At 60.3% G+C, this 22,269-nt stretch carries 24 protein-coding genes; 16 read left to right on the forward strand and 8 right to left on the reverse strand.

Features of this window, described 5'->3' with window-relative positions; genetic code table 11:
* Positions 1 to 19: 19 nt before the first annotated feature.
* From ACIQ39_RS00235 to ACIQ39_RS00260, 6 genes are all read left to right on the forward strand, one after another.
* Positions 20 to 1,066 (forward strand): NAD(P)/FAD-dependent oxidoreductase, encoded by a 1,047-nt coding sequence (locus ACIQ39_RS00235; protein ID WP_396432592.1) that lies wholly within the window; start codon positions 20 to 22, stop codon positions 1,064 to 1,066.
* Between the two features lie 22 nt (positions 1,067 to 1,088).
* The gene (gene gluQRS, locus ACIQ39_RS00240) at positions 1,089 to 1,997 is read left to right on the forward strand and encodes a tRNA glutamyl-Q(34) synthetase GluQRS (protein ID WP_396432593.1); all 909 of its coding nucleotides are present in this window, start codon (positions 1,089 to 1,091) and stop codon (positions 1,995 to 1,997) included.
* A gap of 48 nt (positions 1,998 to 2,045) precedes the next feature.
* Positions 2,046 to 2,273 carry a DUF6364 family protein gene (locus ACIQ39_RS00245; RefSeq protein ID WP_396432594.1) on the forward strand — a complete coding sequence of 76 codons (228 nt, stop codon included), beginning with the start codon at positions 2,046 to 2,048 and terminating at the stop codon, positions 2,271 to 2,273.
* Entirely contained in the window at positions 2,260 to 2,727 is a 468-nt protein-coding gene (locus tag ACIQ39_RS00250) for a PIN domain-containing protein (protein ID WP_396432595.1), read from the forward strand. Before ACIQ39_RS00245 ends, ACIQ39_RS00250 begins: the two co-directional genes overlap by 14 nt.
* Before the next feature lie 95 nt (positions 2,728 to 2,822).
* Complete coding sequence (trmB, locus tag ACIQ39_RS00255; RefSeq protein WP_396432596.1) at positions 2,823 to 3,572, forward strand: tRNA (guanosine(46)-N7)-methyltransferase TrmB; 750 nt, start codon at positions 2,823 to 2,825, stop codon at positions 3,570 to 3,572.
* Position 3,573: 1 nt separating this feature from the next.
* Positions 3,574 to 4,491, forward strand: a complete 918-nt coding sequence (locus ACIQ39_RS00260) for a pseudouridine synthase (protein ID WP_396432597.1) — start codon at positions 3,574 to 3,576, stop codon at positions 4,489 to 4,491.
* Positions 4,492 to 4,510: 19 nt separating this feature from the next.
* Here ACIQ39_RS00260 and ACIQ39_RS00265 read toward each other — a convergent pair whose 3' ends face one another.
* On the reverse strand, positions 4,511 to 7,624 hold the full coding sequence (locus tag ACIQ39_RS00265) for an FAD-binding and (Fe-S)-binding domain-containing protein (protein ID WP_396432598.1): 3,114 nt from the start codon (positions 7,622 to 7,624) through the stop codon (positions 4,511 to 4,513).
* Positions 7,621 to 8,343 carry a GntR family transcriptional regulator gene (locus ACIQ39_RS00270; protein ID WP_396432621.1) on the reverse strand — a complete coding sequence of 241 codons (723 nt, stop codon included), beginning with the start codon at positions 8,341 to 8,343 and terminating at the stop codon, positions 7,621 to 7,623. The genes ACIQ39_RS00265 and ACIQ39_RS00270 overlap by 4 nt, the downstream gene beginning before the upstream one ends.
* A gap of 166 nt (positions 8,344 to 8,509) precedes the next feature.
* Here ACIQ39_RS00270 and ACIQ39_RS00275 point away from each other — a divergent pair, with 166 nt between their 5' ends.
* The 9 genes from ACIQ39_RS00275 to ACIQ39_RS00315 all read left to right on the forward strand — a co-directional run bounded on the left by ACIQ39_RS00275 (position 8,510) and on the right by ACIQ39_RS00315 (position 15,812).
* On the forward strand, positions 8,510 to 9,721 hold the full coding sequence (locus tag ACIQ39_RS00275; RefSeq protein WP_396432599.1) for a pyridoxal-phosphate-dependent aminotransferase family protein: 1,212 nt from the start codon (positions 8,510 to 8,512) through the stop codon (positions 9,719 to 9,721).
* 88 nt (positions 9,722 to 9,809) lie between these two features.
* Positions 9,810 to 10,835, forward strand: a complete 1,026-nt coding sequence (locus ACIQ39_RS00280) for a TRAP transporter substrate-binding protein (RefSeq protein ID WP_396432600.1) — start codon at positions 9,810 to 9,812, stop codon at positions 10,833 to 10,835.
* A gap of 162 nt (positions 10,836 to 10,997) precedes the next feature.
* On the forward strand, positions 10,998 to 11,534 hold the full coding sequence (locus ACIQ39_RS00285; RefSeq protein WP_396432601.1) for a TRAP transporter small permease: 537 nt from the start codon (positions 10,998 to 11,000) through the stop codon (positions 11,532 to 11,534).
* A complete protein-coding gene (locus ACIQ39_RS00290; protein WP_396432602.1) occupies positions 11,531 to 12,814 on the forward strand; it encodes a TRAP transporter large permease in 1,284 nt (427 codons plus the stop codon). Before ACIQ39_RS00285 ends, ACIQ39_RS00290 begins: the two co-directional genes overlap by 4 nt.
* On the forward strand, positions 12,814 to 13,602 hold the full coding sequence (locus tag ACIQ39_RS00295; protein ID WP_396432622.1) for an enoyl-CoA hydratase/isomerase family protein: 789 nt from the start codon (positions 12,814 to 12,816) through the stop codon (positions 13,600 to 13,602). Before ACIQ39_RS00290 ends, ACIQ39_RS00295 begins: the two co-directional genes overlap by 1 nt.
* 2 nt (positions 13,603 to 13,604) lie before the next feature.
* Positions 13,605 to 14,834, forward strand: a complete 1,230-nt coding sequence (locus ACIQ39_RS00300) for a CaiB/BaiF CoA transferase family protein (RefSeq protein WP_396432603.1) — start codon at positions 13,605 to 13,607, stop codon at positions 14,832 to 14,834.
* Between the two features lie 373 nt (positions 14,835 to 15,207).
* The gene (locus tag ACIQ39_RS00305; RefSeq protein WP_396432604.1) at positions 15,208 to 15,390 is read left to right on the forward strand and encodes a hypothetical protein; all 183 of its coding nucleotides are present in this window, start codon (positions 15,208 to 15,210) and stop codon (positions 15,388 to 15,390) included.
* Entirely contained in the window at positions 15,383 to 15,529 is a 147-nt protein-coding gene (locus tag ACIQ39_RS00310) for a hypothetical protein (RefSeq protein WP_396432605.1), read from the forward strand. The genes ACIQ39_RS00305 and ACIQ39_RS00310 overlap by 8 nt, the downstream gene beginning before the upstream one ends.
* A 19-nt stretch (positions 15,530 to 15,548) precedes the next feature.
* On the forward strand, positions 15,549 to 15,812 hold the full coding sequence (locus ACIQ39_RS00315) for a BrnA antitoxin family protein (protein ID WP_396432623.1): 264 nt from the start codon (positions 15,549 to 15,551) through the stop codon (positions 15,810 to 15,812).
* Here ACIQ39_RS00315 and ACIQ39_RS00320 read toward each other — a convergent pair.
* The 6 genes from ACIQ39_RS00320 to ACIQ39_RS00345 form a co-directional block, all read right to left on the reverse strand.
* On the reverse strand, positions 15,707 to 16,087 hold the full coding sequence (locus tag ACIQ39_RS00320; RefSeq protein WP_396432606.1) for a helix-turn-helix transcriptional regulator: 381 nt from the start codon (positions 16,085 to 16,087) through the stop codon (positions 15,707 to 15,709). The genes ACIQ39_RS00315 and ACIQ39_RS00320 overlap by 106 nt on opposite strands.
* Positions 16,074 to 16,319 (reverse strand): hypothetical protein, encoded by a 246-nt coding sequence (locus ACIQ39_RS00325; protein WP_396432607.1) that lies wholly within the window; start codon positions 16,317 to 16,319, stop codon positions 16,074 to 16,076. Before ACIQ39_RS00325 ends, ACIQ39_RS00320 begins: the two co-directional genes overlap by 14 nt.
* A gap of 129 nt (positions 16,320 to 16,448) precedes the next feature.
* Positions 16,449 to 16,676, reverse strand: coding sequence for a type II toxin-antitoxin system PemK/MazF family toxin (locus ACIQ39_RS00330; protein ID WP_396432608.1), 228 nt, complete (start codon positions 16,674 to 16,676; stop codon positions 16,449 to 16,451).
* 12 nt (positions 16,677 to 16,688) lie between these two features.
* Positions 16,689 to 16,937: a hypothetical protein gene (locus ACIQ39_RS00335; protein WP_396432609.1), complete on the reverse strand. Its 249-nt coding sequence runs from the start codon at positions 16,935 to 16,937 to the stop codon at positions 16,689 to 16,691.
* 220 nt (positions 16,938 to 17,157) lie between these two features.
* Positions 17,158 to 19,809, reverse strand: coding sequence for an alanine--tRNA ligase (gene alaS / locus ACIQ39_RS00340; RefSeq protein WP_396432610.1), 2,652 nt, complete (start codon positions 19,807 to 19,809; stop codon positions 17,158 to 17,160).
* 162 nt (positions 19,810 to 19,971) lie between these two features.
* Positions 19,972 to 20,889, reverse strand: a complete 918-nt coding sequence (locus ACIQ39_RS00345) for a LysR family transcriptional regulator (RefSeq protein WP_396432611.1) — start codon at positions 20,887 to 20,889, stop codon at positions 19,972 to 19,974.
* A gap of 210 nt (positions 20,890 to 21,099) precedes the next feature.
* Here ACIQ39_RS00345 and ACIQ39_RS00350 point away from each other — a divergent pair, with 210 nt between their 5' ends.
* Complete coding sequence (locus ACIQ39_RS00350) at positions 21,100 to 22,242, forward strand: ABC transporter substrate-binding protein (protein ID WP_396432612.1); 1,143 nt, start codon at positions 21,100 to 21,102, stop codon at positions 22,240 to 22,242.
* Positions 22,243 to 22,269: the final 27 nt, after the last annotated feature.

Consider the following 22,269-nt stretch of genomic DNA (forward strand, 5'->3'; position numbering starts at 1 on the left):
TCTCAGCTAAAGTCAAGCCATGACCACACAACACATTGCCATCATCGGCGTCGGCATGGCCGGCGTCACTTGCGCACGCACTTTGCGCCAAGCCGGACACAACATCACCTTGTTTGAAAAGAGCCGGGGCCTGGGCGGGCGCATGAGCACCCGCACCAGCGCATTTGGCAGTTTTGACCACGGCGCGCAGTACTTCACCGTGCGCGATCCGCGTTTCGAGTTGGCGATCGGCACCGTCCCTGGCGTGTGCAAACCCTGGAGCGCCAACGCTGTGCGCGTGCTGGACCCAAGCGGCCGCGTCATCGAAGCGGGCCTGCCCGGCGGCGAACGCCATTGGGTCGCCTCGCCCGGCATGAACGCTTTGGTCAAAGCCTGGGCTGCACCTTTGGTGGAAGACGGCAACGTGCAACTGCAAACCCGGGTCACCCGCATCGTGGCCGACCCGTTGAAGAAAAACGGCTGGCAACTGCACACCGAGGGCGATGACGGCGGTCAGCATGTCTTTGCGGGCTTTGACAAAGTGATCTTGGCCATTCCGTCGGCGCAAGCCCAAGAACTGCTCCAAGCGTCACAACTCGCCCCTTTGGCAGCACCTTTGGAGCGGGTGCGGGTTGGGCCCTGCTGGACCTTGATGCTGGCCTACCCGCAGGCGGTACAACCGGGCTTGATCACCCTTGGTCCGCAATGGAATGCGGCCCGCAGCACGCACCACCGCGTTGCCTGGATGGCCCGCGAGTCGTCCAAGCCTGGGCGTGAGCGCATCGAACGCTGGACCGTCCAGGCCAGCGCCCCGTGGTCTGAAGAACACATCAACGACACACCCGAGCGCGTCAAAGGCAAATTGATCAAGGCGTTTGCCGAAATCACCGGCATCCGCGTCACCCCAGACTACGCCGAGGTGCACCGTTGGTTGTATGCCAAAACTGCTCAGCCCTTGGGCCAAAACTTCTTGTGGTCGAAAGACCAAGGCATTGGCTTGTGCGGTGACTGGTGCTTGGGCCACCGGGTCGAGGACGCCTTTGTCTCCGGCCTGGAACTGGCTTTGGCGGTGCTCCAAAAACGCTGACCTGGCATGCCCGGGAAACAGCATGCACGGGATATACACAGGCCGGTTTGCGCCCTCGCCAACCGGCCTTTTGCATGCCGGATCACTGGTGGCGGCTTTGGCCAGCTGGCTAGATGCCCGTGCCCACAGCGGCCAGTGGCTGCTTCGCATCGAAGACGTGGACACACCCCGCTGCGTGCGTGGGGCTGATGTCGCCATCACCGCGCAACTGGCCGCGTGCGGGCTACTGCCCGACGTCCCGGCGACATGGCAAAGCCAGCGACACGCCTTGTACGCGGGCGCTTTGCAGCAACTGGTTGAGCAAGCTTGGGCCTACCCCTGCGGCTGTTCGCGCAAGCACATTGAATCGACCCAAAGCGTGGCCCGGCACAGCGCCGCCGTATACCCCGGCACCTGCCGCCAAGGCCTGAACGGCAAACCCGCCCGCGCCTGGCGGCTCGATGTGCAGGCGGTGCAAACCGCGCTGGGCCTGCCTGCCCTGACCCCATGGACCGACCGCCGTTTGGGGCCGCAGCAGCAAAACGTGTCTGAAGAAGTGGGCGACTTTGTGCTGCGCCGCGCCGATGGGCTGTGGGCTTACCAGCTGGCCGTGGTGGTGGACGATGCCGCGCAAGGCATCACCCATGTGGTGCGCGGCCAAGACCTGGCCGACAACACGGCGCGGCAGATTGTGCTGCAGCGCGCCTTGGGTCTGCCCACGCCCCAATACCTGCACACGCCCTTGGTGCGGGCAGCGAACGGCGAAAAACTCAGCAAGCAAAACGGCGCCTTGGCGCTTGACCTGCAACACCCCTTGCAGGCGCTGAACGCAGCGGCGCAGGCCTTGGGCCTGCCCAGGCAGCCCGAACACACGCCCATTGAGCAGGCCTTGAAGCGTTGGACGAAGCTGCACGCCAACACCTTGGGGACGGCGTTTGCACCGAAAGCATGATTCGCACATAATACGTGTGAATTTCATGCCATTGCGGGAGGTCAAACCATGAACATCACCTTGTCTGTGGACGAGCGGGTCGCCGAATCGGCGCGTGAAGCGGCCCGAAAAATGGGCAAAAGCCTGAACCAAGCCGTGCGCGATTATTTAGAGCAACTCGCGGGGCAAGAGCGTCAAGCTGCCGAATGGCAAGCCTGGGAGCAACGCTGCCTGAGCGGCGGTGGGCAACTCAAGGGCTGGAAGTTTGACCGGGATGCCCTGCATGATCGCGGCTGAACCCACGCCGCCGTGGGGCCAGCTGCTGGCGCTGCCCAAAACCAGGTGCTTCATCGACACCAACATCTTGGTCTATGCCGACAGCACCGACGAACCCCACAAACAGCGCATCGCCATCGATGTGCTGCGGCATTTGCGGTTTCAACGGTTGGGCGTTTTGTCCACGCAGGTGCTCAATGAATACATCCAGGTCGGCCTGCGCAAACTGGGCCTGCCCCACAGCCATGTGCGCGCGCAACTGCACTGTTACCGGCAAATGGACGTGGCGGGCGTGACGCCAGACACCATCGACATGGCGCTCGATCTCCACCAAAGACACAGCCTGAGTTACTGGGACGCCCTGATTTTGGCCAGCGCCCACATTTCAGGTTGCGCCGTGCTGTTGACCGAAGACATGGGCACAGGCGAAGTGCTGGCGGGCGTGCAGTTGATCAACCCCTTTGTGGCCGCCTGATCCCTTCCATCCCACTTTCATCGCCCCCACCCCATTTTGCAGCCGCGATAATCGCAGGCTTTGCGAAACACTTTGGCCCTCAAGCCAGCCCCCTCATGACGATGCCCGAGAACACCCAGCAGCTGCCTGCCAAAAAAACCGTCAACCAAGCGGCTGCCTCAGACGCCCCCTTCATGCGGCAAATCAAAACCTATGTGCTGCGTGCGGGCCGCATGGGTTCGGGGCAAGTGCGGGCGTTTGAGCAGTTCGGGGCTCAATTTTCAGTGCCTTACAGCGCTTCTCGCTTGGATGTTGAAGCTGCCTTTGGCCGCCCTGCCCCGCTGATTCTGGAAATTGGTTTTGGCATGGGCGACGCCACAGCCAAAATCGCGCAGCTTCGACCTGGTGACAATTTTTTGTGCTGCGAAGTGCATGAGCCAGGCGTGGGCGCCCTGCTCAAACGCTGTGGCCAAGCGCACATCGGCAACATCCGCATCGTGCAGCACGATGCCATCGAGGTGATGGACCACATGCTGGGCCCGGACAGCCTGGACGGCGTGCACATCTTCTTTCCGGACCCTTGGCACAAGAGCCGCCACCACAAGCGCCGACTGATCCAAAGCCCCTTCATCCAGCGGCTGGCCCAGCACATCAAGCCTGGCGGCTACCTGCATTTGGCCACCGACTGGCAGCCCTACTCTGAGCAGATGATGGGTGTGCTGCGCGCCGAGCCCTTGCTGGCCAACACCAGCGATGCCCCAGATGGCTTTGCCGCCAAGCCAGACTACCGGCCGCTGACCAAATTTGAAAACCGGGGCCTCCAACTCGGCCACGGCGTGTGGGACCTGGTGTTCCGCCGGGTCTGACATGCGCCAATCAGGGCACCTAACTCCGTTGCCTCTGCGCGATGGCGTGAGCGCCAGCGTGGTGTCGGTGCCGCACGGCGCACCGCAGTTGCTCGATTTTTTGGCCGAGCGCATGCCCGGCATCTCGCGCAGCGAATGGGCCGAGCGCTTGCACCAAGGTCTGGTGCTGCAGGAAGACGGCCAGCCGGCCCTGCCCCACCAAGCCTGCGCCGTGGGCCAAAGGTTTTATTACTACCGCCATCTGGCCGACGAGCCCGTGCTGCCGTTTCAAGCGCAAATCGTGTTTGAAGACGAGCATCTGCTGGTGGCCGACAAACCGCACTTCATGCCCGTCACGCCCACGGGCCGCTACCTGCAACAAAGCCTGTTGGTGCAGCTCAAGCGCCTGACGGGCTGCGCCGATTTGGTGCCGCTGCACCGCATCGACCGAGAAACCGCCGGACTGGTGTTGTTTGGCAAACGACTGCAAGAACGCGACGCCTACCACGCGCTGTTTCGGGACCACCTGATCCACAAGACCTACCACGCGGTGGCGGCACACGCGCCGCATCTGCAGCTGCCGCTGGTACACGCCAGCCGCTTGGTGCCAGGCGAACCTTTTTTCAGAACGAAGGAAGAGCCAGGGCCCACCAACAGCGAAACCCGCATCGCTTTGCTGCACACCGATGACCTGCGCGCGCTGTATGCGCTGGAGCCAATCAGCGGCAAACGCCACCAGCTGCGGGTGCACATGAACGCCTTGGGCATCCCGATCGAAGGCGACTTGTTTTACCCCACCGTCTTGCGCGGCCCGAATGCGCCCGAAGACTTCAGCCAGCCCTTGCAATTGTTGGCCCAGTCGGTTCGATTCAGCGACCCCATCACAGGTCAAAATCGCGAGTGGGCCAGTGGGCTGCGTTTGACACTCAGTGCGCCTTAAGACGCTTTAGCCCGGCGGCTCAGCCCGGCAACAAACTGGCCAGCAACTGGCTCAGGTGCACAGCCTCACGCCCAGCACCGTCGTGGATTTGGTGGCGGCAACTGGTGCCGTCGGCCACCACGATGGCATCGGGCTGGGCGCGCACGGCGGGCAGCAAGCTCAACTCGGCCATTTGCATGGACACCTTGTAGTGGCTGGCCTCATAACCAAAACTGCCCGCCATGCCGCAGCAACTGCTCTCGATCAGCTGCGGCTTGGCCCCCGGAATCCAGCGCAAGACTTCCATCACGGGGGACACCGCGTCAAAGGCTTTTTGATGGCAATGCCCGTGCAGCAAAACCGGGCGCTGCACCGGGGCGATTTGCGCCTTCAGCCCGTCCAACTGCCCCGCTTGGGCTTCGCGGGCCAAAAATTCTTCGAACAGCAGGGCTTGCCCGGCGATGCGTTGCGCGCCCTCGCCCAAGCCCATGACCAGCATTTCGTCGCGCAGCGTGAGCAGGCAGGAGGGCTCCAAGCCCACGATGGACAGGCCTTTTTCGGCAAAAGGCAGCAGGCTTTGCACCACTTCGCTGGCCTTTTCGCGGGCCTTGTCCAGCATGCCGTTGGCCAAATAAGTGCGACCACAGCACAGATGCCCGCCATCGCCCTGCAGTTTGGTGGCCACATGCACCGTGTATCCAGCCGCCTGCAGCACCTTGACGGCCGCATGCGCGTTGGTCGACTCCAAGAAACCGTTGAAGGTGTCCACAAACAAGACCACGCCGCGCGCTGCGGCCAACACCTCTTCGCGGCTGGCGGTCGCTTGTGCAGCGCTGGGCGGGGTGTTGAAGAAGTGACGCATCTGCCACTCGGGCAAGCTGCGCTGGGCCGACAGGCCCAACAGCTTTTCAGTCAACTTGGCCAGCAGCGGCACACGGTTGCGCAGGTTCAAAAACGGGCCCAAGCGCGCCGCCCAGCGGGCGTAATCGGGCAAATGGGCCACCAATTTGTCTTGCAGCGTGTGGCCGTGCTTGGCTTTGTAGTGCTGCAAAAACTCAAGCTTCATCTTGGCCATGTCCACCCCGGTGGGGCAATCGCGCTTGCAGCCTTTGCAGCCCACGCACAGGTCCATGGCCTCGCGTACCGCTTCACTGCTCAAAGCGTCTTCGCCCGCCAGGCCTTCGATCTGGCCGCTCAAGGCCAAGCGCAAGGTGTTGGCTCGGCCCCGTGTCAGGTGTTTTTCGTCGCGGGTCACGCGGTAACTGGGGCACATGGTGCCTGCATCGAACTTGCGGCAATGGCCGTTGTTGTTGCACATCTCCACCGCCTTGGCCAGGCCTTGGGCCGGGTCACCGCCGGTGCCGGGGGCGCTGGTTTGTTCGGTGACCGGGTCGTTTTGCACGTTCCAGGCGCTCCAGTCCAGCGCGGTGCGGATGGGCACCACCTTGTAGCTGGGCGCAAAACGCATCAGCGTGGTGTCGTCCATTTTGGGCGGGTTGACGATGCGCTGAGGGCACAGCAGTTGCTGCGGGTCCATCTCGCGCTTGATCTGCGCAAATGCCTCGTTGATGCGCGGGCCAAACTGCCAGCCGATCCACTCGCCCCGGCACAGGCCGTCGCCATGTTCGCCACTGAAAGCGCCTTTGTATTGGCGCACCAGGGCGCTGGCTTCTTCGGCAATGGCGCGCATTTTGCTCGCGCCATCGCGGCGCATGTCAAGAATAGGCCGCACATGCAAAGTGCCGACCGAGGCGTGGGCATACCAAGTGCCCCGGCTGCCGTGTTTGCGAAACACACCGGTCAAGGCATCGGTGTACTCGGCCAGGCTCTCAAGAGGCACGGCGCAGTCCTCAATGAAGCTCACCGGTTTGCCATCGCCGCGCAGGCTCATCATGATGTTCAGGCCCGCCTTGCGCACTTCCCACAGGTTTTTTTGCGGCGCATCGTCCACCATCTCGACCACGCTGCCGGGCAGGCCCAAGTCGCCCATCAACTCCACCAACTCTTTGATCTTGTGCGCGATGTCGGTCTTGCTCGGCCCAGAAAACTCCACCAACAACACCGCCTCGGGCATGCCGCCCTTGATGTGCGGTGACAAGGCAGTGAGGATGGTCGGCGCAAAAGCCGGGTTTTGCAAAGACAGCTCGATCATGCTGCGGTCCACCAGCTCCACAGCCGACAGATGCCCCACCGGCATGCCTTGGCCCAGCTTGACGATGTGCTGGGCCGAATCCATGGCTTGGTAAAAGCTGGGGAAGTTCACCACGCCCAGCACCTTGGCGCGTGGCAACTCGGCCAAGCGCAAAGTCAGCGAACGCGTGAGCGCCAGCGTGCCTTCGCTGCCAATGAGCAAATGCGCCAGGTTGACCGAGCCGTCGGCGGTGTAAGGCCGCTCGCTCTGGTTGCGAAAAATGTCCAGGTTGTAGCCCGCCACGCGGCGCAACACTTTGGGCCAGTGGGTGTCAATTTCAGGGGCGTTCTGCTGCGCCAAATCGCGCACAAAGTCGCCAATCTGGCGAGCGCGGCCTTGGGCTTTTTCATAGGGGCCAAATTCGAGCAAACTGCCATCGGCCAACCAAGCCTCAGCCCCCAGCACGTTGTGCACCATGTTGCCGTAGGCGATCGAGCGGCTGCCACACGAGTTGTTGCCCGCCATGCCGCCCAGCGTGGCCTGGGCGCTGGTGGACACGTCCACCGGGTACCACAGGCCGTGCTGTTTGAGGGCCGCATTCAGGTGGTCCAGCACCAAGCCTGGCTCGACGATGGCGGTGCACTGCTCGGCATCGACCGCCATGATCTTGCGCATGTGTTTGGAATGGTCAATCACCAAGCCCGCGCCCACGGTTTGGCCACACTGGCTGGTGCCGCCGCCGCGCGGCACGATGGGCACACCCAAGTCGCGGCAAATGTCCATGGCCAAGCGCACATCGGCCGCGTCTTTCGGCACAAACACGCCCAAAGGCATGACCTGGTAAATCGACGCATCGGTGGCGTAGCGCCCGCGGTCGGCCGCAGAAAAAAGCACCTCGCCCCGGGCATGCAGGCGCAGGCGTTTGGCCAACAAAGCGGCCACCTCGTTGCTGCTGCTGGCCACCGTCTCGTAGGTTGGGTCCGGCGATGCTTTAGACAAATCAATCGGCAAAGGGGCGTTCATGGGGCGTGTCCTTGAGTGAGCAATGGCAAGGCCTTGTGGTCGGTGCTGTTGGCATGTTGTGCGCTGCGCAGCTGCTCGATCACCACATGGCGTTTGTTGTCCAGGTGCTGCATCAGCACCTGGCGCAAAGCTGCAGCGTCGCGGGCCTCCAGCGCCTGCACCATGGCGATGTGCTCGTCCACGGCGCGCTGCCACTTGTCGCCGTCTTGGTTGGAGCGAAATCGCAGCGCCTGCAAGCGGGCATTGACCTGGTTGTAGGTCGCCGTCAGCACCGGGTTTTTGGCTGCGGCGTTGAAGCTGCGGTGAATGGCCGCATTGATTTGGCAATAGGCCGACAAGTCACGCCGGGTGTAGGCGGCCAGCATCTCGTAATGCAAGGCCTTGATTTCATTGAGCTCGGCCTCGGTCACGCGCTGCGCGGCCAGCTCACCCGACAAGCCCTCCAGCCCGGCCATCACCTCAAAGGTGTGGTGCACATCGGCCTCGCTCAATTGCAGCGCCACCGAACCCCGGTTGGGCAAGAGCTCGACCAGGCCCTCGGCGGCCAGCATCTTGATGGCTTCGCGCAGCGGGGTGCGCGAGATGCTCAGCTCTTCGCACAGGGTGCGCTCGTTGAGTTTGCCCCCCGGCGGGATCAAGCCCTCCACCAACATCTGGCGCAAACGGTGCGCGACTTGTTCGTGCAACACGGGGCGGGCAATGGACAGCGCAGAGGACAAGGGAATAGACAAAGGAAAGGACAAGGGAATGGTCAAAGCATCAGTGGCCATGGTCTTTTTTGAATACAAAAAATGAGCGGTATCAAAGCAATTCTAGTACAAACACCCTTGACAAATGTATTTTGAATACAAAAAATAGCTTTCAACATCAAGGCACTTTCAGCACATGCTCAGCACCAATTTTCACCCCACCGGTCGCCACTTCCTGCAAATTCCCGGGCCTTCCCCGGTGCCCGACCGCATCCTGCGCGCCATCAGCTCGCCCACCATCGACCACCGGGGTCCCGAGTTCGGCGCCTTGGGCCTGAAAGTCCTGGCCGATGTGCAAAAGATTTTCAAAACCCGCCACCCGGTCATGATCTACCCCGCCTCCGGCACGGGTGCTTGGGAAGCCGCCCTGAGCAACGTGCTCCAGGCGGGCGACCATGTGCTGATGTACGAGACCGGCCACTTTGCGTTTTTGTGGAACAAGCTGGCCCAACAGCTGGGTCTGAAGTCCGAAGTCTTGAGCCTGCCCGGCTTGCAAGGTTGGCGCAACGGCGTGCAAGCCGACCTGATCGAGCAGCGCCTGAAGGGCGACACCGGCCACAGCATCCAAGCGGTCTGTGTGGTGCACAACGAAACCTCCACCGGGGTGACCAGCGACATCGCCGCCGTGCGCCGCGCCATCGATGCGGCCAAACACCCCGCCTTGCTCTTGGTCGACACCATCTCTGGCCTGGCCAGTGCGGACTACCGCCACGACGAATGGGGCGTGGACGTGACCATCAGCGGTTCGCAAAAAGGCTTGATGCTGCCGCCCGGCATCGGCTTCAACGCCTTGTCGCCCCGCGCCATCGAAGCCAGCCAACAAGGCGGCATGCCTCGCAGCTATTGGGCTTGGGGCGAGATGATCGAGATGAACAAAAACGGCTACTGGCCCTCCACGCCCAACACCAACTTGCTGTATGGCCTGAGCGAAGCCTGCGACATGCTGCTGGCCGAAGGCCTGGACACAGTCTTTGCGCGGCACCAACGCTGGGCCGCTGGCGTGCGGGCGGCGGTTAAGGCCTGGGGCCTGCCCATCCAGTGCGCCGACCCAGGCGTTTACTCGCCCATCTTGACCGGCGTCATGACCCCCGAGGGCATCGACGCCGACGCGGTGCGCAAAGTCATTCACCAACGCTTTGACTGCTCACTGGGCACGGGCCTTGGCAAAGTCAAAGGCCGCATGTTCCGCATTGGCCACCTGGGCGACAGCAACGACCTGACCCTGATCGCCACCGTGGCGGGCTGCGAAATGGGCCTCAAGCTCTCGGGCGTGGCACTGCAAGGCAGTGGCGTGCAGGCCATCATGGACCATTTTTCCAGCCACCCCGGTGGTTTGGCAAAGGCCTGAAACCAAGATTTTTTTCATTTCCCCCCGCCTTGCACCTGTTTCAGGGAAGGCGTTTATTTGAGCACCAATCCACCAAAAGGAGACACACATGACCGCCAAACTCAAGACACGCAAACCACTCGCCTCCCCCTTGCGCCGCGCCACGCTGAGCCTGCTGGGCGCAGCCGCACTGGCACTGGGCAGCACCGCTGCCTATGCCCAACTGGAAATCAAACTCGGTCACGTTGCAGGACCTGGCTCGTTAATTGATCAGTCAGCGCAAGAGTTTGCCCGCCTGGCCAACGAGCGCTTGGGCAACAAAGCCAAGGTGGTGGTGTTTGGCTCCAGCCAATTGGGTGGTGACACCGAGATGATGCAAAAGCTGCGTTTGGGCACGCTGGAGTTGTCTATTCCCTCCACCATCATGTCGTCCAACGTGCCCGCTTTTGGCATGTTTGAAATGCCCTACTTGGTGAAAAACCGCGAGCACATGAAGAAAATCGAGGCCGAGGTGCTGCGTCCGACCATGTTGCCCATGGCCGAGGAAAAAGGCTTCAAAATTTTGGGTGTTTGGGAAAACGGCGTTCGCCATATCACCAACAACACCCGACCCATTGTCAAACCCGAAGACCTGAAAGGCATGCGCCTGCGCGTGCCGCCAGGGGTGTGGCGCGTCAAGATGTTCCAGGCCTATGGTGCAAACCCCTCGCCCATGGCCTATTCAGAAGTCTTTGTGGCACTCCAAACCGGTGTGATGGACGGACAAGAAAACCCACTGACCCAAATTTATTCGGCCAAATTCCAAGAGGTGCAAAAGTTCATCTCGATGACCGGTCACGTTTACACACCCGCCTACTTGGCAGCGGGTTCGCGCAAATTCAAGTCACTGCCAGCCGATGTGCAAGCCATTTTGGAAAAGACAGCCCAAGACGTGCAAGCCTATGTCTACGCCACAGCGGCCAGGCTCGATGGCGAACTGCTGAGCAAGATCACAGCCGCTGGCACCAAAGCCAACGAGGTCGACAAAAATGCCTTCATTGCAGCGAGCAAAGCCATCTACCAAGAATTTGGCAAAGAAGTGCCTGGTGGTACTGACTTGGTGGAGAAAGCCGTCGCGCTGGGCGCTGCTTTTTAAAGCGTGATGAACTGGGACGCGGTGACTGCTGCGCCCCAGTGTGCCAAACCATTGCTGAAAAACAGCTCGGCTACGCGCCCTGCCAAGCCTTGATGTCCAAGCCCGAGCTTTGCCACCGGTTTGACCTCTGTTGCCTCCACGCCCTGCCAAAAGGAACGCCCTGTGTTTCACACCCTCCGATCCACTTTTGACCGAACGCTCACCGCCTTCGTCATCTTTTTGCTCGCCTCGCTGGCGGTCATCGTCCTGATGGGGGTGAGCTACCGCAAACTGGGCTGGTCCCTGGTCTGGTACGACGAGGTGGCCTCGATCGCTCTGGCTTGGCTCACCTATTACGGTGCCGCGCTGGCTGCACTCAAACGCGCCCACATCGGATTTCCTGGTTTGGTCAACGCCATGGCACCCGCCCTGCGCGTGCCTGTGCTGCTGCTGGGAGAAGCCATCGTGATTGGCTTTTTTGCTGTGCTGGCCTGGTACGGCTACCAAGTGCTGGACATTTTGCAAGGCGACACCATGATCAGCCTGCCCTGGGTGCCCACCCAATTCACGCAGTCGGTGATTCCTATCGGCTCGGTTTTGTTCATTTTGGCGCAGCTGATGAGCCTGCCCGAACTGCTGGCACAGGCCAGGGGTGCTGGCGTGATCGATGCCGAGAAACAGGAAATGGAAAAAGAAATTCAAAAGGCGCTGCAATCATGAGTGCCGTTTTCATGTTTTTGGGCCTGCTGGCCCTCATCCTGATCAACGTGCCCATCGGCATATCGCTGAGCGTGGTGGCCATGGTGGCCATGGTCATTCACGGCGGCATGGATTCGCTGCTCAGCGGTGCCATCACCATGTTCACCGGGGCCACCAGCTTTCCGCTGTTGTCCATTCCCTTGTTCATCTTGGCGGGGGCCATCATGAACTCGTCGAGCTTGTCGCGTCGCCTGATCGCCTTTGCATCGGCGCTTTTTGGCTTCGTCAAAGGCGGCTTGGCCATGGTGAACATCGGCACCTCGCTGTTTTTTGCCGAAATCTCAGGCTCCGCTGTGGCCGACGTGGCGGCCATGGGCTCGATCCTGATCCCGTCGATGAAGAAAAAAGGCTACCCCAAAGAGTTCGCGGCGGCCATCACCTCGTCATCGGCCACATTGGCCATCATCATCCCGCCATCGATCCCCATGATCTTGTACGCGGTCATGGCCGATGCCTCGGTGGTGCAAATTTTTGTGGCCGGCATCGTCCCGGGCATTTTGGGCGGCGCAGGCATGATGGGCTTGGCCTATTGGTATGCGCGGCGCTACAACTACCCGGTTGAAGAGGTCTTCAGCTGGAGCAAGGTCTGGTCTACTTTCAAGGACGCCGCCTGGGCGTTTTGCTTGCCCATCATCATTTTGGGCGGCATTTTTGGCGGTTGGGTCACAGCCACCGAAGGCGCCGCCTTGGCCGTATTGGCGGCACTCTTCATCGGTGGCGTGATTTACCGTGAGCTGAACTTCAAACACCTGTACGAATGCATGCTCGAAGGCGGCATACAGACCGCCGTGGTCATGCTGCTGGTGGCGGCATCGGCCCTGCTCGGCCACTTGCTGACCGAGCAACAAATGCCTCAGCAACTCGCTGCCTGGATATCCTCACTCACCGACAACCGCTATGCGGTGCTGGGCATCTTGAACGTGTTCTTCCTCTTGGTCGGCCTGTTTTTGCACTCGGCAGCGGCCATCATCTTGGTGGTGCCCATCGTCATGCCCTTGGTGCTGGCCGTGGGCATTGACCCGGTGCACTTTGGCCTGATCGTCACCCTCAACTTGGGCATTGGTCAGCAAACACCGCCAGTGGCCAGTGTGCTCATGACCGCCTGCTCCATCGCCAAAGCCGACATGTGGAAAGTCACGCGGGTCAACCTGCCTTTTATCGGCGTGTTGTTTGTCCTGTTGATGATGGTCACCTACATACCTGCCATCCCGATGTTCCTGGTTGAATACTTTTACCGATGATGAACACCATTCCTGCCCCAGAAGAAGTCACGCTGCACACCGAAAGCGGTGTGGCCACGCTGACCTTCAACCGCCCCCAGGCACGCAACGCCATGACCTGGGCCATGTACCAACAACTCAGCGAACATTGTCAGCGCTTCAAACATGAGCCCACGGTACGGGCTGTGGTGTTTCGCGGCGCAGGCGGCCAAGCCTTTGTGGCCGGCACCGACATCGAGCAATTCACAACGTTCAAGACAGCTGACGACGGTGTGGCCTACGAGGCCCAAATCGAAGCCTGCATTGACTTGCTTTGCGCGCTGCCCATGCCCACGGTGGCCCTCATTGAAGGCTGGGCGGTGGGCGGCGGGCTGGCCATTGCCACGGCTTGCGATTTTCGACTGGCCACGCCGGGCTCGCAATTGGGTGTGCCGATAGCCAAAACCTTGGGCAACTGTTTGTCGGTGGCCAATGTGGCGCGGCTGTGCGCCGCTTTCGGGCCGCAACGCGTCAAACGCATGCTCATGCTGGCCGAGATGATTGGGGCCGACGAGGCCCTGGCCTGCGGCTATTTGCACCAAATCGCTGAACCCGGCGACATCGACGCGGCCACCAGCGCTTTGGTGCAGCGCCTGACCGCCTTGGCCCCAGTGACCCAACAGGTCAGCAAGCAAGTCCTCCACCGCTTGGTGCTGCACAACGCACCCGAGGCCGAGGACCTGATTCGCCAAGCCTATGGCAGCGAAGACTTCCGCGAAGGCGTCAGCGCCTTTGTGGCCAAACGCAAACCCCTTTGGAAAGGCCGCTGAACATGGCGAGCACAGCAAAAAACCACCACACCGGGCCATTGGCGGGTCTGCGTGTCCTCGAAATGACACAAATCATGTCCGGCCCCACCTGCGGCCTGCTGTTGGCCGACCTGGGGGCCGACGTCATCAAGATCGAGAAGACCTCTGGGGGCGATGACGCACGGGCCATGCTCATCCCGCAAATCAATGGCGTCTCGGCCCCCTTTTTGATGCTCAACCGCAACAAGCGCAGCTTGGCGCTGGACCTGAAAAAACCGCAAGGCCGCGACTTGCTGCTGCGCATGGTCAAAAACGCCGATGTGCTGGTCGAAAATTTTCGCGGCGGCACCATGGAAAAACTCGGCCTGGGCTACGACACCCTGCGCGAGGTGAACCCGGGCCTGATTTACTGCGCCATCTCAGGCTATGGCCGCACCGGGCCTTATGCAGACAAAGGCGGCTTTGACCTGATCGCCCAAGGCTTTGCAGGCCTGATGGCGGTGACCGGTGAAGCCGGTCGCCCCCCTGCCAAAAACGGCAACGCCGTGTCCGACATGAACGCCGGCATCTTGGCGGCCACGGGCATTTTGGCGGCCTACATCCACAAGCTCAAAACGGGCGAAGGCCAACTGGTGGACACCTCTTTGAGCGACGCCGCACTGCAACAAACCTATTGGCATGCGGCTGTGTGGTTCTCCACGCAGCGCGAGCCGCAGCCCACCGGCTCGGCGCACATCCTGACCGCGCCTTATCAGGCATTTGAGGCCAGCGATGGCTGGATCAACCTCGGTGGGGCCAACCAAAACAACTGGGAGCGCATCTGCCAAGTGCTGGGCCATCCCGAGTGGCGCGAAGACCCCCGCTTTGCGACCAACAGCGAGCGCATGGCGCATCTGGATGAATTGGTTGCGCTGATGAATGCGGTGCTGCGCCAACGCACCCGCGCCGAATGGCAAGCCGACATGGATGCTGCGGGCGTGCCCGCAGGGCCGGTGCACACCATTGGCGAGGCGCTGTCACACCCACAAACCCTGGCGCGCGGCATGGTGGTGACCTTGGAGCACCCTCAAGCGGGCACCACGCGTGGCATTGGATGCCCGATTCACTTTTCGCAAACGCCCACCGACACCGGCCAAGCCGCGCCCTTGCTGGGCCAGCACACCCGCGAATTGCTGAAAGAGCATGGCCTGAGCGAGGCCGAAATCGACACCTTGATCGCGCAAGAGGCGGTGTCGCAATCAGGCGCGCTTTGAGGTGCCCGTTTGACCCAGGGCCTTTCAAGGCGCTGTGACTCGGCTTCCTGTTTTTGGCGGCACGCCATTGTCAAACCAGGGTGCACTTCAGAACAGGGCAGCTCCCAACAAAGTCTCAGGTCACCCCAGTTGGGTGGGCATGATGAACCTCTTGCTCACCATCAAGTGAAGATGGCTGCTGAAATGCTGGCGCTTGCCAGTGAGGTTGCCGAATCGATCCGGCAGGCCAAGCGCCAGCATTTCAGCAGCGGTGCATACCACTGGCTGCGCACGCATTCTCCCGTATAGAAGGCGATTGGGGTTGGGCGTCGCAGGCATGGGCACTTGGTTTTGATGAGCAACACAAAACCCATTTAACTGGAGTTACAATTAAATGCTGTTCACCGTCGTTGAAACCCCGATATTCCAGCGCATGGTCAAGGACGTGATGGGCGAGATGGTGCTCGCCGAGTTCATTGCCTTTATCAGCGCTGCGCCCTTGTCGGGTGACGTGATTGCTGGCACGGGTGATTTACGCAAAGTGCGCTGGAGCCGAGCAGGCAGCAGGCATGGGTAAACGCAGTGGTGCGCGGGTGATTTATTTCAACCGATTGGCCAGCGGTGAAATTGTTTTGGTGGCAACTTATGCCAAAGCCAAATTTGACAACATGCCCGTATCTGTTTTGAACATGTGGAAGGAGGCCTGCGATGGCTAAAGTGAAGATGGATGCTGAAATGCTGGCGTTTGCCAATGACGTTGCCGAATCGATTCGGCAGGCCAAGCGCGGCGAATCAGCCGCTGTGCATACGCCCGAGGTGATTGAAGGATACAAAGCCCGCGGCCGCCCAGTGGGCACACACAAAGCCGACACCAAACAGGCCGTGACCGTGCGCTACAGCCCCGATGTCCTCAATGCCTTCAAGGCCACTGGAGCCGGCTGGCAAAGCCGCATGAACGACGCCTTGCGCGACTGGCTGCGCACGCACTCGCCCGTGTAAATCTGCACTCGCTTGCCCACGGCTTGGGCGTATTTTTGCAGGGTGCGCAGCGAAGGCGAGGGTTTGCCAGTCAGCAACGCCCTCTCTAAGCGCGAGACAACGGGCGGGCTCACGTTCATGCGGCGGGCCACCGCTTCTTGCGAGAGTTTGGCCTGTTTGCGCACACTCAAAATCGCGTCGAGCATGGGTATTTCTTCGCGTTCGATGCCCTCGTATTCGGCCCGTACTTGCGGGTTTTGAAGCAGCTTGGTAACCAGTTCGTCATGGCTGAGCATGTTTCACCTCCAACAGGCCATTGCCCATGGCCGAAGAATGGGGTTCACCCAAATGAGCCCCCGACACGCACATGCGCTCAGTCAAGGCGATATACCGCCCCTGCAAGCCGACGGGCAGCCCCAAAATGTCAGCCTGCACCGCTTCGCTTTGATAGCCAATCGTGTAGTGCATCTGCGCCACCATCGCCAATAAGCTAACCGTGGACTGCGAAGCCTTGATGGTGGCGCGCAACGCACCGCGCTGGTTGCAAATATTGCTCAAGCACGGGTTCGTTCCAGCACCGGTCTGACCTGCAATCAGCTTCTTTGGCAATCGGCCGTTGCTGGGCCAGGCATCAGCTCGTTCGCAGCTGCGTTTCTTTCACGTTAAAGCAAGGCCGCAGGCAAGTGCCTGTGCAAGGCCCTTGCTTTGGCGTGTCGTTTGTGATGAACGGGCTGAGGTAGAAAGGGGCACCAGCCCCACTTGACGCAACTTGGCGTTGAGCGGAGTGATCGACAAAATAACGCAGGGCCGCGTTGTGCCTTGTTGCTCACTGCCTTGTGTGGGCTCGAGCTTGACCCGAAAAATGTGCCAGCTTTTGAAATCCATGGTGCTGATGGCTTAGAGGTTTTTCAGACCATCGCCCACGGTGGCATCCCAGTGTTTTTCATTATCACGACACTGGGCAAACGTCGGATCGGTCATGTAGGCTTCTGCGATGCGCTCCAACCCTGCTTCGCGCAGCGCCAAGGCCTGCTCCATGAGCCCTTCCATGACGCGGCTGCGCTCGCCGTGCGGCACGACCGCGTTGAATCGCTGCAGGATAGGGGCTGCGATGGTGTAGGACGCGCGAAGTGTGGTGGACGGCATGGCGGATGCTCCTGACACAAGGTGCAGTAGAACTGTGTATTGAATTTACGGTAACTTGCTCACTCCTGCCAACACAGGGTGAAGATGCCCCATCAAAGCTGCCCGGCGTGTGGGGGCAGCAAGTGGCGTGCTTGGTGGGGTGTGGTTCGCGCCCAGAAATGCGCAAAAAAAACGCCCACTGAGTGGGCGTTTTTTTGAGCAGCTCTGCTTGCTCGACGCATCAAATGCGCTCGCTCACCCAAGCCTGCACACTGGCCAGCGCTGCGGGCAAAGCGGCCGGGTTGCTGCCACCGGCCATGGCCATGTCGGGCTTGCCGCCGCCTTTGCCGCCCACTTGCGCTGCGACAAAGCTGGCCAAGTCACCGGCTTTGACTTTGCCCACGGTGTCGGCGGTCACGCCTGCGGCGATCTGCACTTTGTCGCCTTCCACAGCGGTCAACACGATCACGGCGGTCTTGATCTTGTCCTTGAGCTTGTCCATGGTGTCGCGCAAGGTCTTGGCGTTGGCCCCCGCCAGCGTGGCCACCAAGAGTTTGATGCCTTTGACGTCCACCGCTTGGCTCAGCAGCTCGTCGCCTTGGGCCGAAGCCAGCTTGCCCTTGGCGGCCGACAATTCTTTTTCCAGCGCCTTGACCTGGTCCAGCACCTGTTGGATGCGCGCGTTCAACTCGGCCGGTTGGGCTTTGAGTGCGCCTGCGGCTTGCGTCACCGTGTCTTCCAGCGACTGCAAATAGGCCAAAGCATTGGCACCCGTCACCGCCTCGATGCGGCGCACGCCAGCGGCCACGCCGCCTTCGCTGACGATCTTGAACAGGCCAATGTCGCCCGTGGCTTTGACGTGGGTGCCGCCGCACAACTCGCGGCTGCTGCCGATGTCGAGCACGCGCACGGTCTCGCCGTATTTCTCGCCAAACAGCATCATCGCGCCGGTTTTTTGGGCGCTTTCGATGTCCATCACACGCGCTTGCGCCGCCGCGTTGGCCAAAATTTCGGCGTTGACTTGGGCTTCGATCTGGCGAATTTCAGCATCGCTCACGGGCGCGTTGTGCGCAAAGTCAAAACGGGTGCGTTCGGCGTTCACCAAGCTGCCCTTTTGCTGCACATGGCTGCCCAGCACTTCGCGCAGGGCTTTGTGCATCAGGTGCGTCGCGCTGTGGTTGCGCACGGTGGCGGCGCGCATGGCGCTGTCCACATGGGCCTGCACCGCATCGCCCACTTTCAGGCTGCCGGATTTGATTTCGCCGTGGTGGCCAAACACATCGGCCTTGATCTTGAGCGTGTCCAACACGTTGAACTGACCACCTGCGTGGTGCAGCATGCCCTGGTCGCCCACCTGGCCGCCCGACTCGGCATAAAAAGGTGTCGTATCCAACACCACCACACCCGACTGGCCTAGCTTGAGCTCGCTCACCGCGTTCCCGTCGGCGTACAAAGCCAACACTTTGGCATGGGCTGTCAGGTCTTGATAACCCACAAAGTCGCTGCCCGCGCCGGTGTAATCGAGCGCCTTGTCCATCTTGAACTTGCCAGCGGCGCGGGCCTGAGCTTTTTGCTTTTCCATGGCAACGGCAAAGCCGGCTTCGTCGACGCTGAGACCCCGTTCGCGGCACACGTCGGCAGACAAGTCCAGAGGAAAGCCATAGGTGTCGTGCAGCTTGAAGGCCACTTCGCCGGGCAACACTTTCACACCGCCATCCAAGGCCGCATCCAGAATTTGCATGCCGCTTTGCAGGGTTTCAAAGAAGCGCTCTTCTTCGATGCGCAAGATGTCGGTGATGCGCTCGGCCTGTTGGGCCAAACTGGGGTAGGCCTCGCCCATCAGGCGCACCAAATCGGGCACCAGTTTGTGGAAAAACGGGGTTTTTTGGCCCAGCAAATAGCCGTGGCGAATGGCGCGGCGCACGATGCGGCGCTGCACATAGCCCCGGCCTTCGTTGCTCGGCACCACACCGTCGCTCACCAAAAATGCGGTGGCGCGGATGTGGTCGGCGATCACGCGCAGCGACTTGTTGTTCAGGTCGGTGCAGCCGGTTTCGCGCGATGCGGCTGTGATCAGCGCGTCAAAAATATCGATCTCGTAGTTGCTGTGCACATGCTGAAGAATGGCGGCAAGGCGTTCGAGGCCCATGCCGGTGTCCACGCAGGGTGCGGGCAGCGGCGTGACCGAGCCGTCTTCGGCCATGTTGAACTGCATGAACACGTTGTTCCAGATTTCGATGAAGCGGTCGCCGTCTTCATCGGGGCTGCCCGGTGGCCCGCCGGGAATGTGCGCGCCGTGGTCGTAAAAGATTTCGGAACACGGGCCACAAGGGCCGGTGTCGGCCATCATCCAAAAGTTGTCGGACTTGTAGCGGCCGCCCTTGTTGTCGCCGATGCGGATGATGCGGTTTTCTTCTTTGATGCGCTCAGGCGTCCAGCCGGCTTTGACAAAAATGCCTTCCCAAATGGCATAGGCTTCGTCGTCTTCCAGGTACACCGTGGCGTACAGTTTGTCGGCGGGCAGTTGGTAGACCTGGGTCAGCAACTCCCAAGCCCATTGCAGCGACTCGCGCTTGAAGTAGTCGCCAAACGACCAGTTGCCCAACATCTCAAAAAAGGTGTGGTGGCGGGCGGTGTAGCCCACGTTTTCCAAGTCGTTGTGCTTGCCACCGGCCCGTAAGCAGGCTTGCACCGACGCAGCACGCACATAAGAGCGCTTGTCCGAGCCCAAAAACACGTCCTTGAACTGGACCATGCCGGAGTTGGTGAACATCAAGGTCGGGTCATTGCCCGGCACCAAGGGGCTGGATGCCACCACGGTATGACCTTTGGATGCAAAAAAGTCCAAAAAAGTCTTGCGGATGTCGGCAACGGAAAAAGTGGCTGGGCTCATGGGGTGTTTTCGCTCAAAGTGCAACCTGGCATTATAAGTTTGAGCCTTTGGCCAACGCAGATGCGTCCTGAGTTGCCTCCCAAGTTGCTTTCCCATTGGCAATTGCCAGCAAGGCTTGAACCCTTTCCTCAAACGGTTCGTGGCAGTGCGCCTTAACTCCAGTCATCGCGACCGTTGCCTGCGCGATTGCTCACGCGCCAATTCAATGAACTCGGTCACCACCGCGCGTGTGTGTAAACCACGCCGCCACACCAAGCCCACATCCACCGAGGGTGCGGCATCGCGCAAACTGCGCGCTTGCACATGGTCTGCGTCCAAGGTCCAGGGGCGGTATAAAAAATCGGGTAACAACGTGATGCCTGCTCCAATTCCGACCAATGAACGCACAGCCTCCAGAGAGCTGCTGCGCATCAGCACAGCCGGGTGCAAGCCCTGGTGTGCCCACAACGCTTGTGTCACGCTCTCAATCCGATCCGCCTCTAAAACCACTTGAGGATAAGCAGCGCACTCGGACAACAACAACTCCGCTTTTTCGGCCAATGGATGTGCAGAAGCCATCCAGACTCGGTTGGAAGAGCGTGTCAGCACCTCCACCTCCAAGGCCTGCGGTTCGTCCAATGCATTACAGACCATGATGGCCAGGTCCACTTCCCCATTGATGAGCAGATGTTCCAAAAACAAAGGCGTTTCTTCCACCACTGAAATTGTCACAGAAGGGTGTGAGCGTTGGAATTTGGCAAATAAATCAGCCAAGTAATAGCCAGCAACCAAACTGGAGACGCCGATGGTCAAATTGCCGCTGAGGACCGCAGGTTTGCCGCGATCGATCTGCCCGGCCTCGGCCACTGCGGCAATGACTTTGCGGGCATTGGCCTGAAAGCGATGACCATCTTGCGTGAGCAACATCCCTTTGGCACTTCTCTGAAAAAGCTTGACACCCAAGCTCTCCTCCAGTTCCTGAATGCTCTTGGTCAGCGCCGATTGCGCAATGCTGATCATGCGGGCTGCCGCCGCGACCGAGCTTGTTTCCGATACCGCCAAAAAGTAACGAAATTGCTTGAGGGTGATGTGTCTTTGCATAGGTGACTGCAAACAAGAGGGTTAACCCTTGATATCTGTTTTATAGATTGGTAGAGCATCAAATATTGAACTTTTTTAATCTCAAGGTCAACATTAAAGTGCGTAGGCATTGGGACGGATTGGCATTTTGAAAAACCATTCAACCCAAGCTCAAAAATTGTGCGAACCAACCACTCACCCAGAGGAGACGAGATGAAAAAGATGACCTGTATGACCATGGCTGCCGGCCTGATGTTGTTGTCCAACGCGGGGCAGGCGCAAAAAATCGTTCAAAAAATCGGCCAAGGCGAAGGCCAAGTCGACATCGTGGCCTGGGCCGGCTACATCGAACGCGGGGCAACCGACAAAAAGTTCGACTGGGTCACGGGCTTTGAGAAGGCCACAGGCTGCAAGGTCAACGTGAAGACCGCGGGCACGTCTGACGAAATGGTGGCCCTGATGAACGAGGGGGGCTTCGATCTGGTCACGGCCTCTGGGGACGCCAGTTCGCGCCTGATCCGTGGCAAGAAGTTGCAGCCGATCAATGTGGGCCTGATCCCCAGTTACAAGAACATCGATCCGCGCCTGCAAAAATCTCCCTGGCACTTTGAGAACAACACCCACTACGGTGTGCCCTACCAGTGGGGCTGGAATGTGCTGATGTACAACACCAAAGTCTTTGGCGACAAAAAACCCAACAGCTGGAGCGTGGTTTTCGAGGAGCAAACCCTGCCCGACGGCAAGAGCAACAAGGGGCGCGTGCAGGCCTTTGACGGACCGATCTACATCGCTGACGCCGCGCTTTACCTGATGAAAAAGAATCCGGCCCTGGGCATCAAGGACCCCTATGAACTGAACGAAACCCAGTACAAAGCCGCACTGGAGCTGTTGCGTGGTCAGCGCAAGATCGTTGGCAAGTACTGGCACGACGCCTTCGTGCAGATCGACGACTTCACCAACGAGGGCGTGGTGGCTTCTGGCAGTTGGCAGTTCCAGGCCAACATCCTGGGCTCCAAAAAGGCGTCGATTGCCACCGTGGTGCCGGTTGAAGGTGCCACCGGCTGGGCTGACTCGACCATGATGCACGCCGATGCCAAGCATCCGAACTGCGCCTACATGTGGCTGGAGCACTCGCTTAACCCCAAATTGCAAGGCGACTTGTCGGCCTGGTTTGGCTCTGTGCCGGCTGTGCCCGCAGCTTGCAAGGGCAACGCCCTGCTTGGCAACGAAGGCTGTGCCCGCCAGGGCTACAACGACTTCGATCGCATTTCCTTCTGGAAGACCCCTACAAGCCAATGCAAGACACAGAACAACCAATGCGTGCCATACCACAAATGGGTCTCTGACTACATCGCTGTCTTGGGCGGTCGTTGATCACGAGCGCCAGCTTGGATGAGATGG

Source organism: Limnohabitans sp. (assembly GCF_044361645.1).
Lineage (GTDB): Bacteria > Pseudomonadota > Gammaproteobacteria > Burkholderiales > Burkholderiaceae_C > Limnohabitans_A.

Excerpts from the sequence above, each read along its gene's own strand:
- ACIQ39_RS00235 (WP_396432592.1), top strand. The coding sequence starts at position 20 with ATGACCACACAACACATTGCCATCATCGGCGTCGGCATGGCCGGCGTC.
- gluQRS (WP_396432593.1), top strand. The coding sequence starts at position 1,089 with ATGCACGGGATATACACAGGCCGGTTTGCGCCCTCGCCAACCGGCCTT.
- ACIQ39_RS00245 (WP_396432594.1), top strand. The coding sequence starts at position 2,046 with ATGAACATCACCTTGTCTGTGGACGAGCGGGTCGCCGAATCGGCGCGT.
- ACIQ39_RS00250 (WP_396432595.1), top strand. The coding sequence starts at position 2,260 with ATGATCGCGGCTGAACCCACGCCGCCGTGGGGCCAGCTGCTGGCGCTG.
- trmB (WP_396432596.1), top strand. The coding sequence starts at position 2,823 with ATGACGATGCCCGAGAACACCCAGCAGCTGCCTGCCAAAAAAACCGTC.
- ACIQ39_RS00260 (WP_396432597.1), top strand. The coding sequence starts at position 3,574 with ATGCGCCAATCAGGGCACCTAACTCCGTTGCCTCTGCGCGATGGCGTG.
- ACIQ39_RS00265 (WP_396432598.1), bottom strand. The coding sequence starts at position 7,624 with ATGAACGCCCCTTTGCCGATTGATTTGTCTAAAGCATCGCCGGACCCA.
- ACIQ39_RS00275 (WP_396432599.1), top strand. The coding sequence starts at position 8,510 with ATGCTCAGCACCAATTTTCACCCCACCGGTCGCCACTTCCTGCAAATT.
- ACIQ39_RS00280 (WP_396432600.1), top strand. The coding sequence starts at position 9,810 with ATGACCGCCAAACTCAAGACACGCAAACCACTCGCCTCCCCCTTGCGC.
- ACIQ39_RS00290 (WP_396432602.1), top strand. The coding sequence starts at position 11,531 with ATGAGTGCCGTTTTCATGTTTTTGGGCCTGCTGGCCCTCATCCTGATC.
- ACIQ39_RS00295 (WP_396432622.1), top strand. The coding sequence starts at position 12,814 with ATGAACACCATTCCTGCCCCAGAAGAAGTCACGCTGCACACCGAAAGC.
- ACIQ39_RS00300 (WP_396432603.1), top strand. The coding sequence starts at position 13,605 with ATGGCGAGCACAGCAAAAAACCACCACACCGGGCCATTGGCGGGTCTG.
- ACIQ39_RS00305 (WP_396432604.1), top strand. The coding sequence starts at position 15,208 with ATGCTGTTCACCGTCGTTGAAACCCCGATATTCCAGCGCATGGTCAAG.
- ACIQ39_RS00310 (WP_396432605.1), top strand. The coding sequence starts at position 15,383 with ATGGGTAAACGCAGTGGTGCGCGGGTGATTTATTTCAACCGATTGGCC.
- ACIQ39_RS00315 (WP_396432623.1), top strand. The coding sequence starts at position 15,549 with ATGCTGGCGTTTGCCAATGACGTTGCCGAATCGATTCGGCAGGCCAAG.
- ACIQ39_RS00320 (WP_396432606.1), bottom strand. The coding sequence starts at position 16,087 with ATGCTCAGCCATGACGAACTGGTTACCAAGCTGCTTCAAAACCCGCAA.
- ACIQ39_RS00330 (WP_396432608.1), bottom strand. The coding sequence starts at position 16,676 with ATGGATTTCAAAAGCTGGCACATTTTTCGGGTCAAGCTCGAGCCCACA.
- ACIQ39_RS00335 (WP_396432609.1), bottom strand. The coding sequence starts at position 16,937 with ATGCCGTCCACCACACTTCGCGCGTCCTACACCATCGCAGCCCCTATC.
- alaS (WP_396432610.1), bottom strand. The coding sequence starts at position 19,809 with ATGAGCCCAGCCACTTTTTCCGTTGCCGACATCCGCAAGACTTTTTTG.
- ACIQ39_RS00345 (WP_396432611.1), bottom strand. The coding sequence starts at position 20,889 with ATGCAAAGACACATCACCCTCAAGCAATTTCGTTACTTTTTGGCGGTA.
- ACIQ39_RS00350 (WP_396432612.1), top strand. The coding sequence starts at position 21,100 with ATGACCATGGCTGCCGGCCTGATGTTGTTGTCCAACGCGGGGCAGGCG.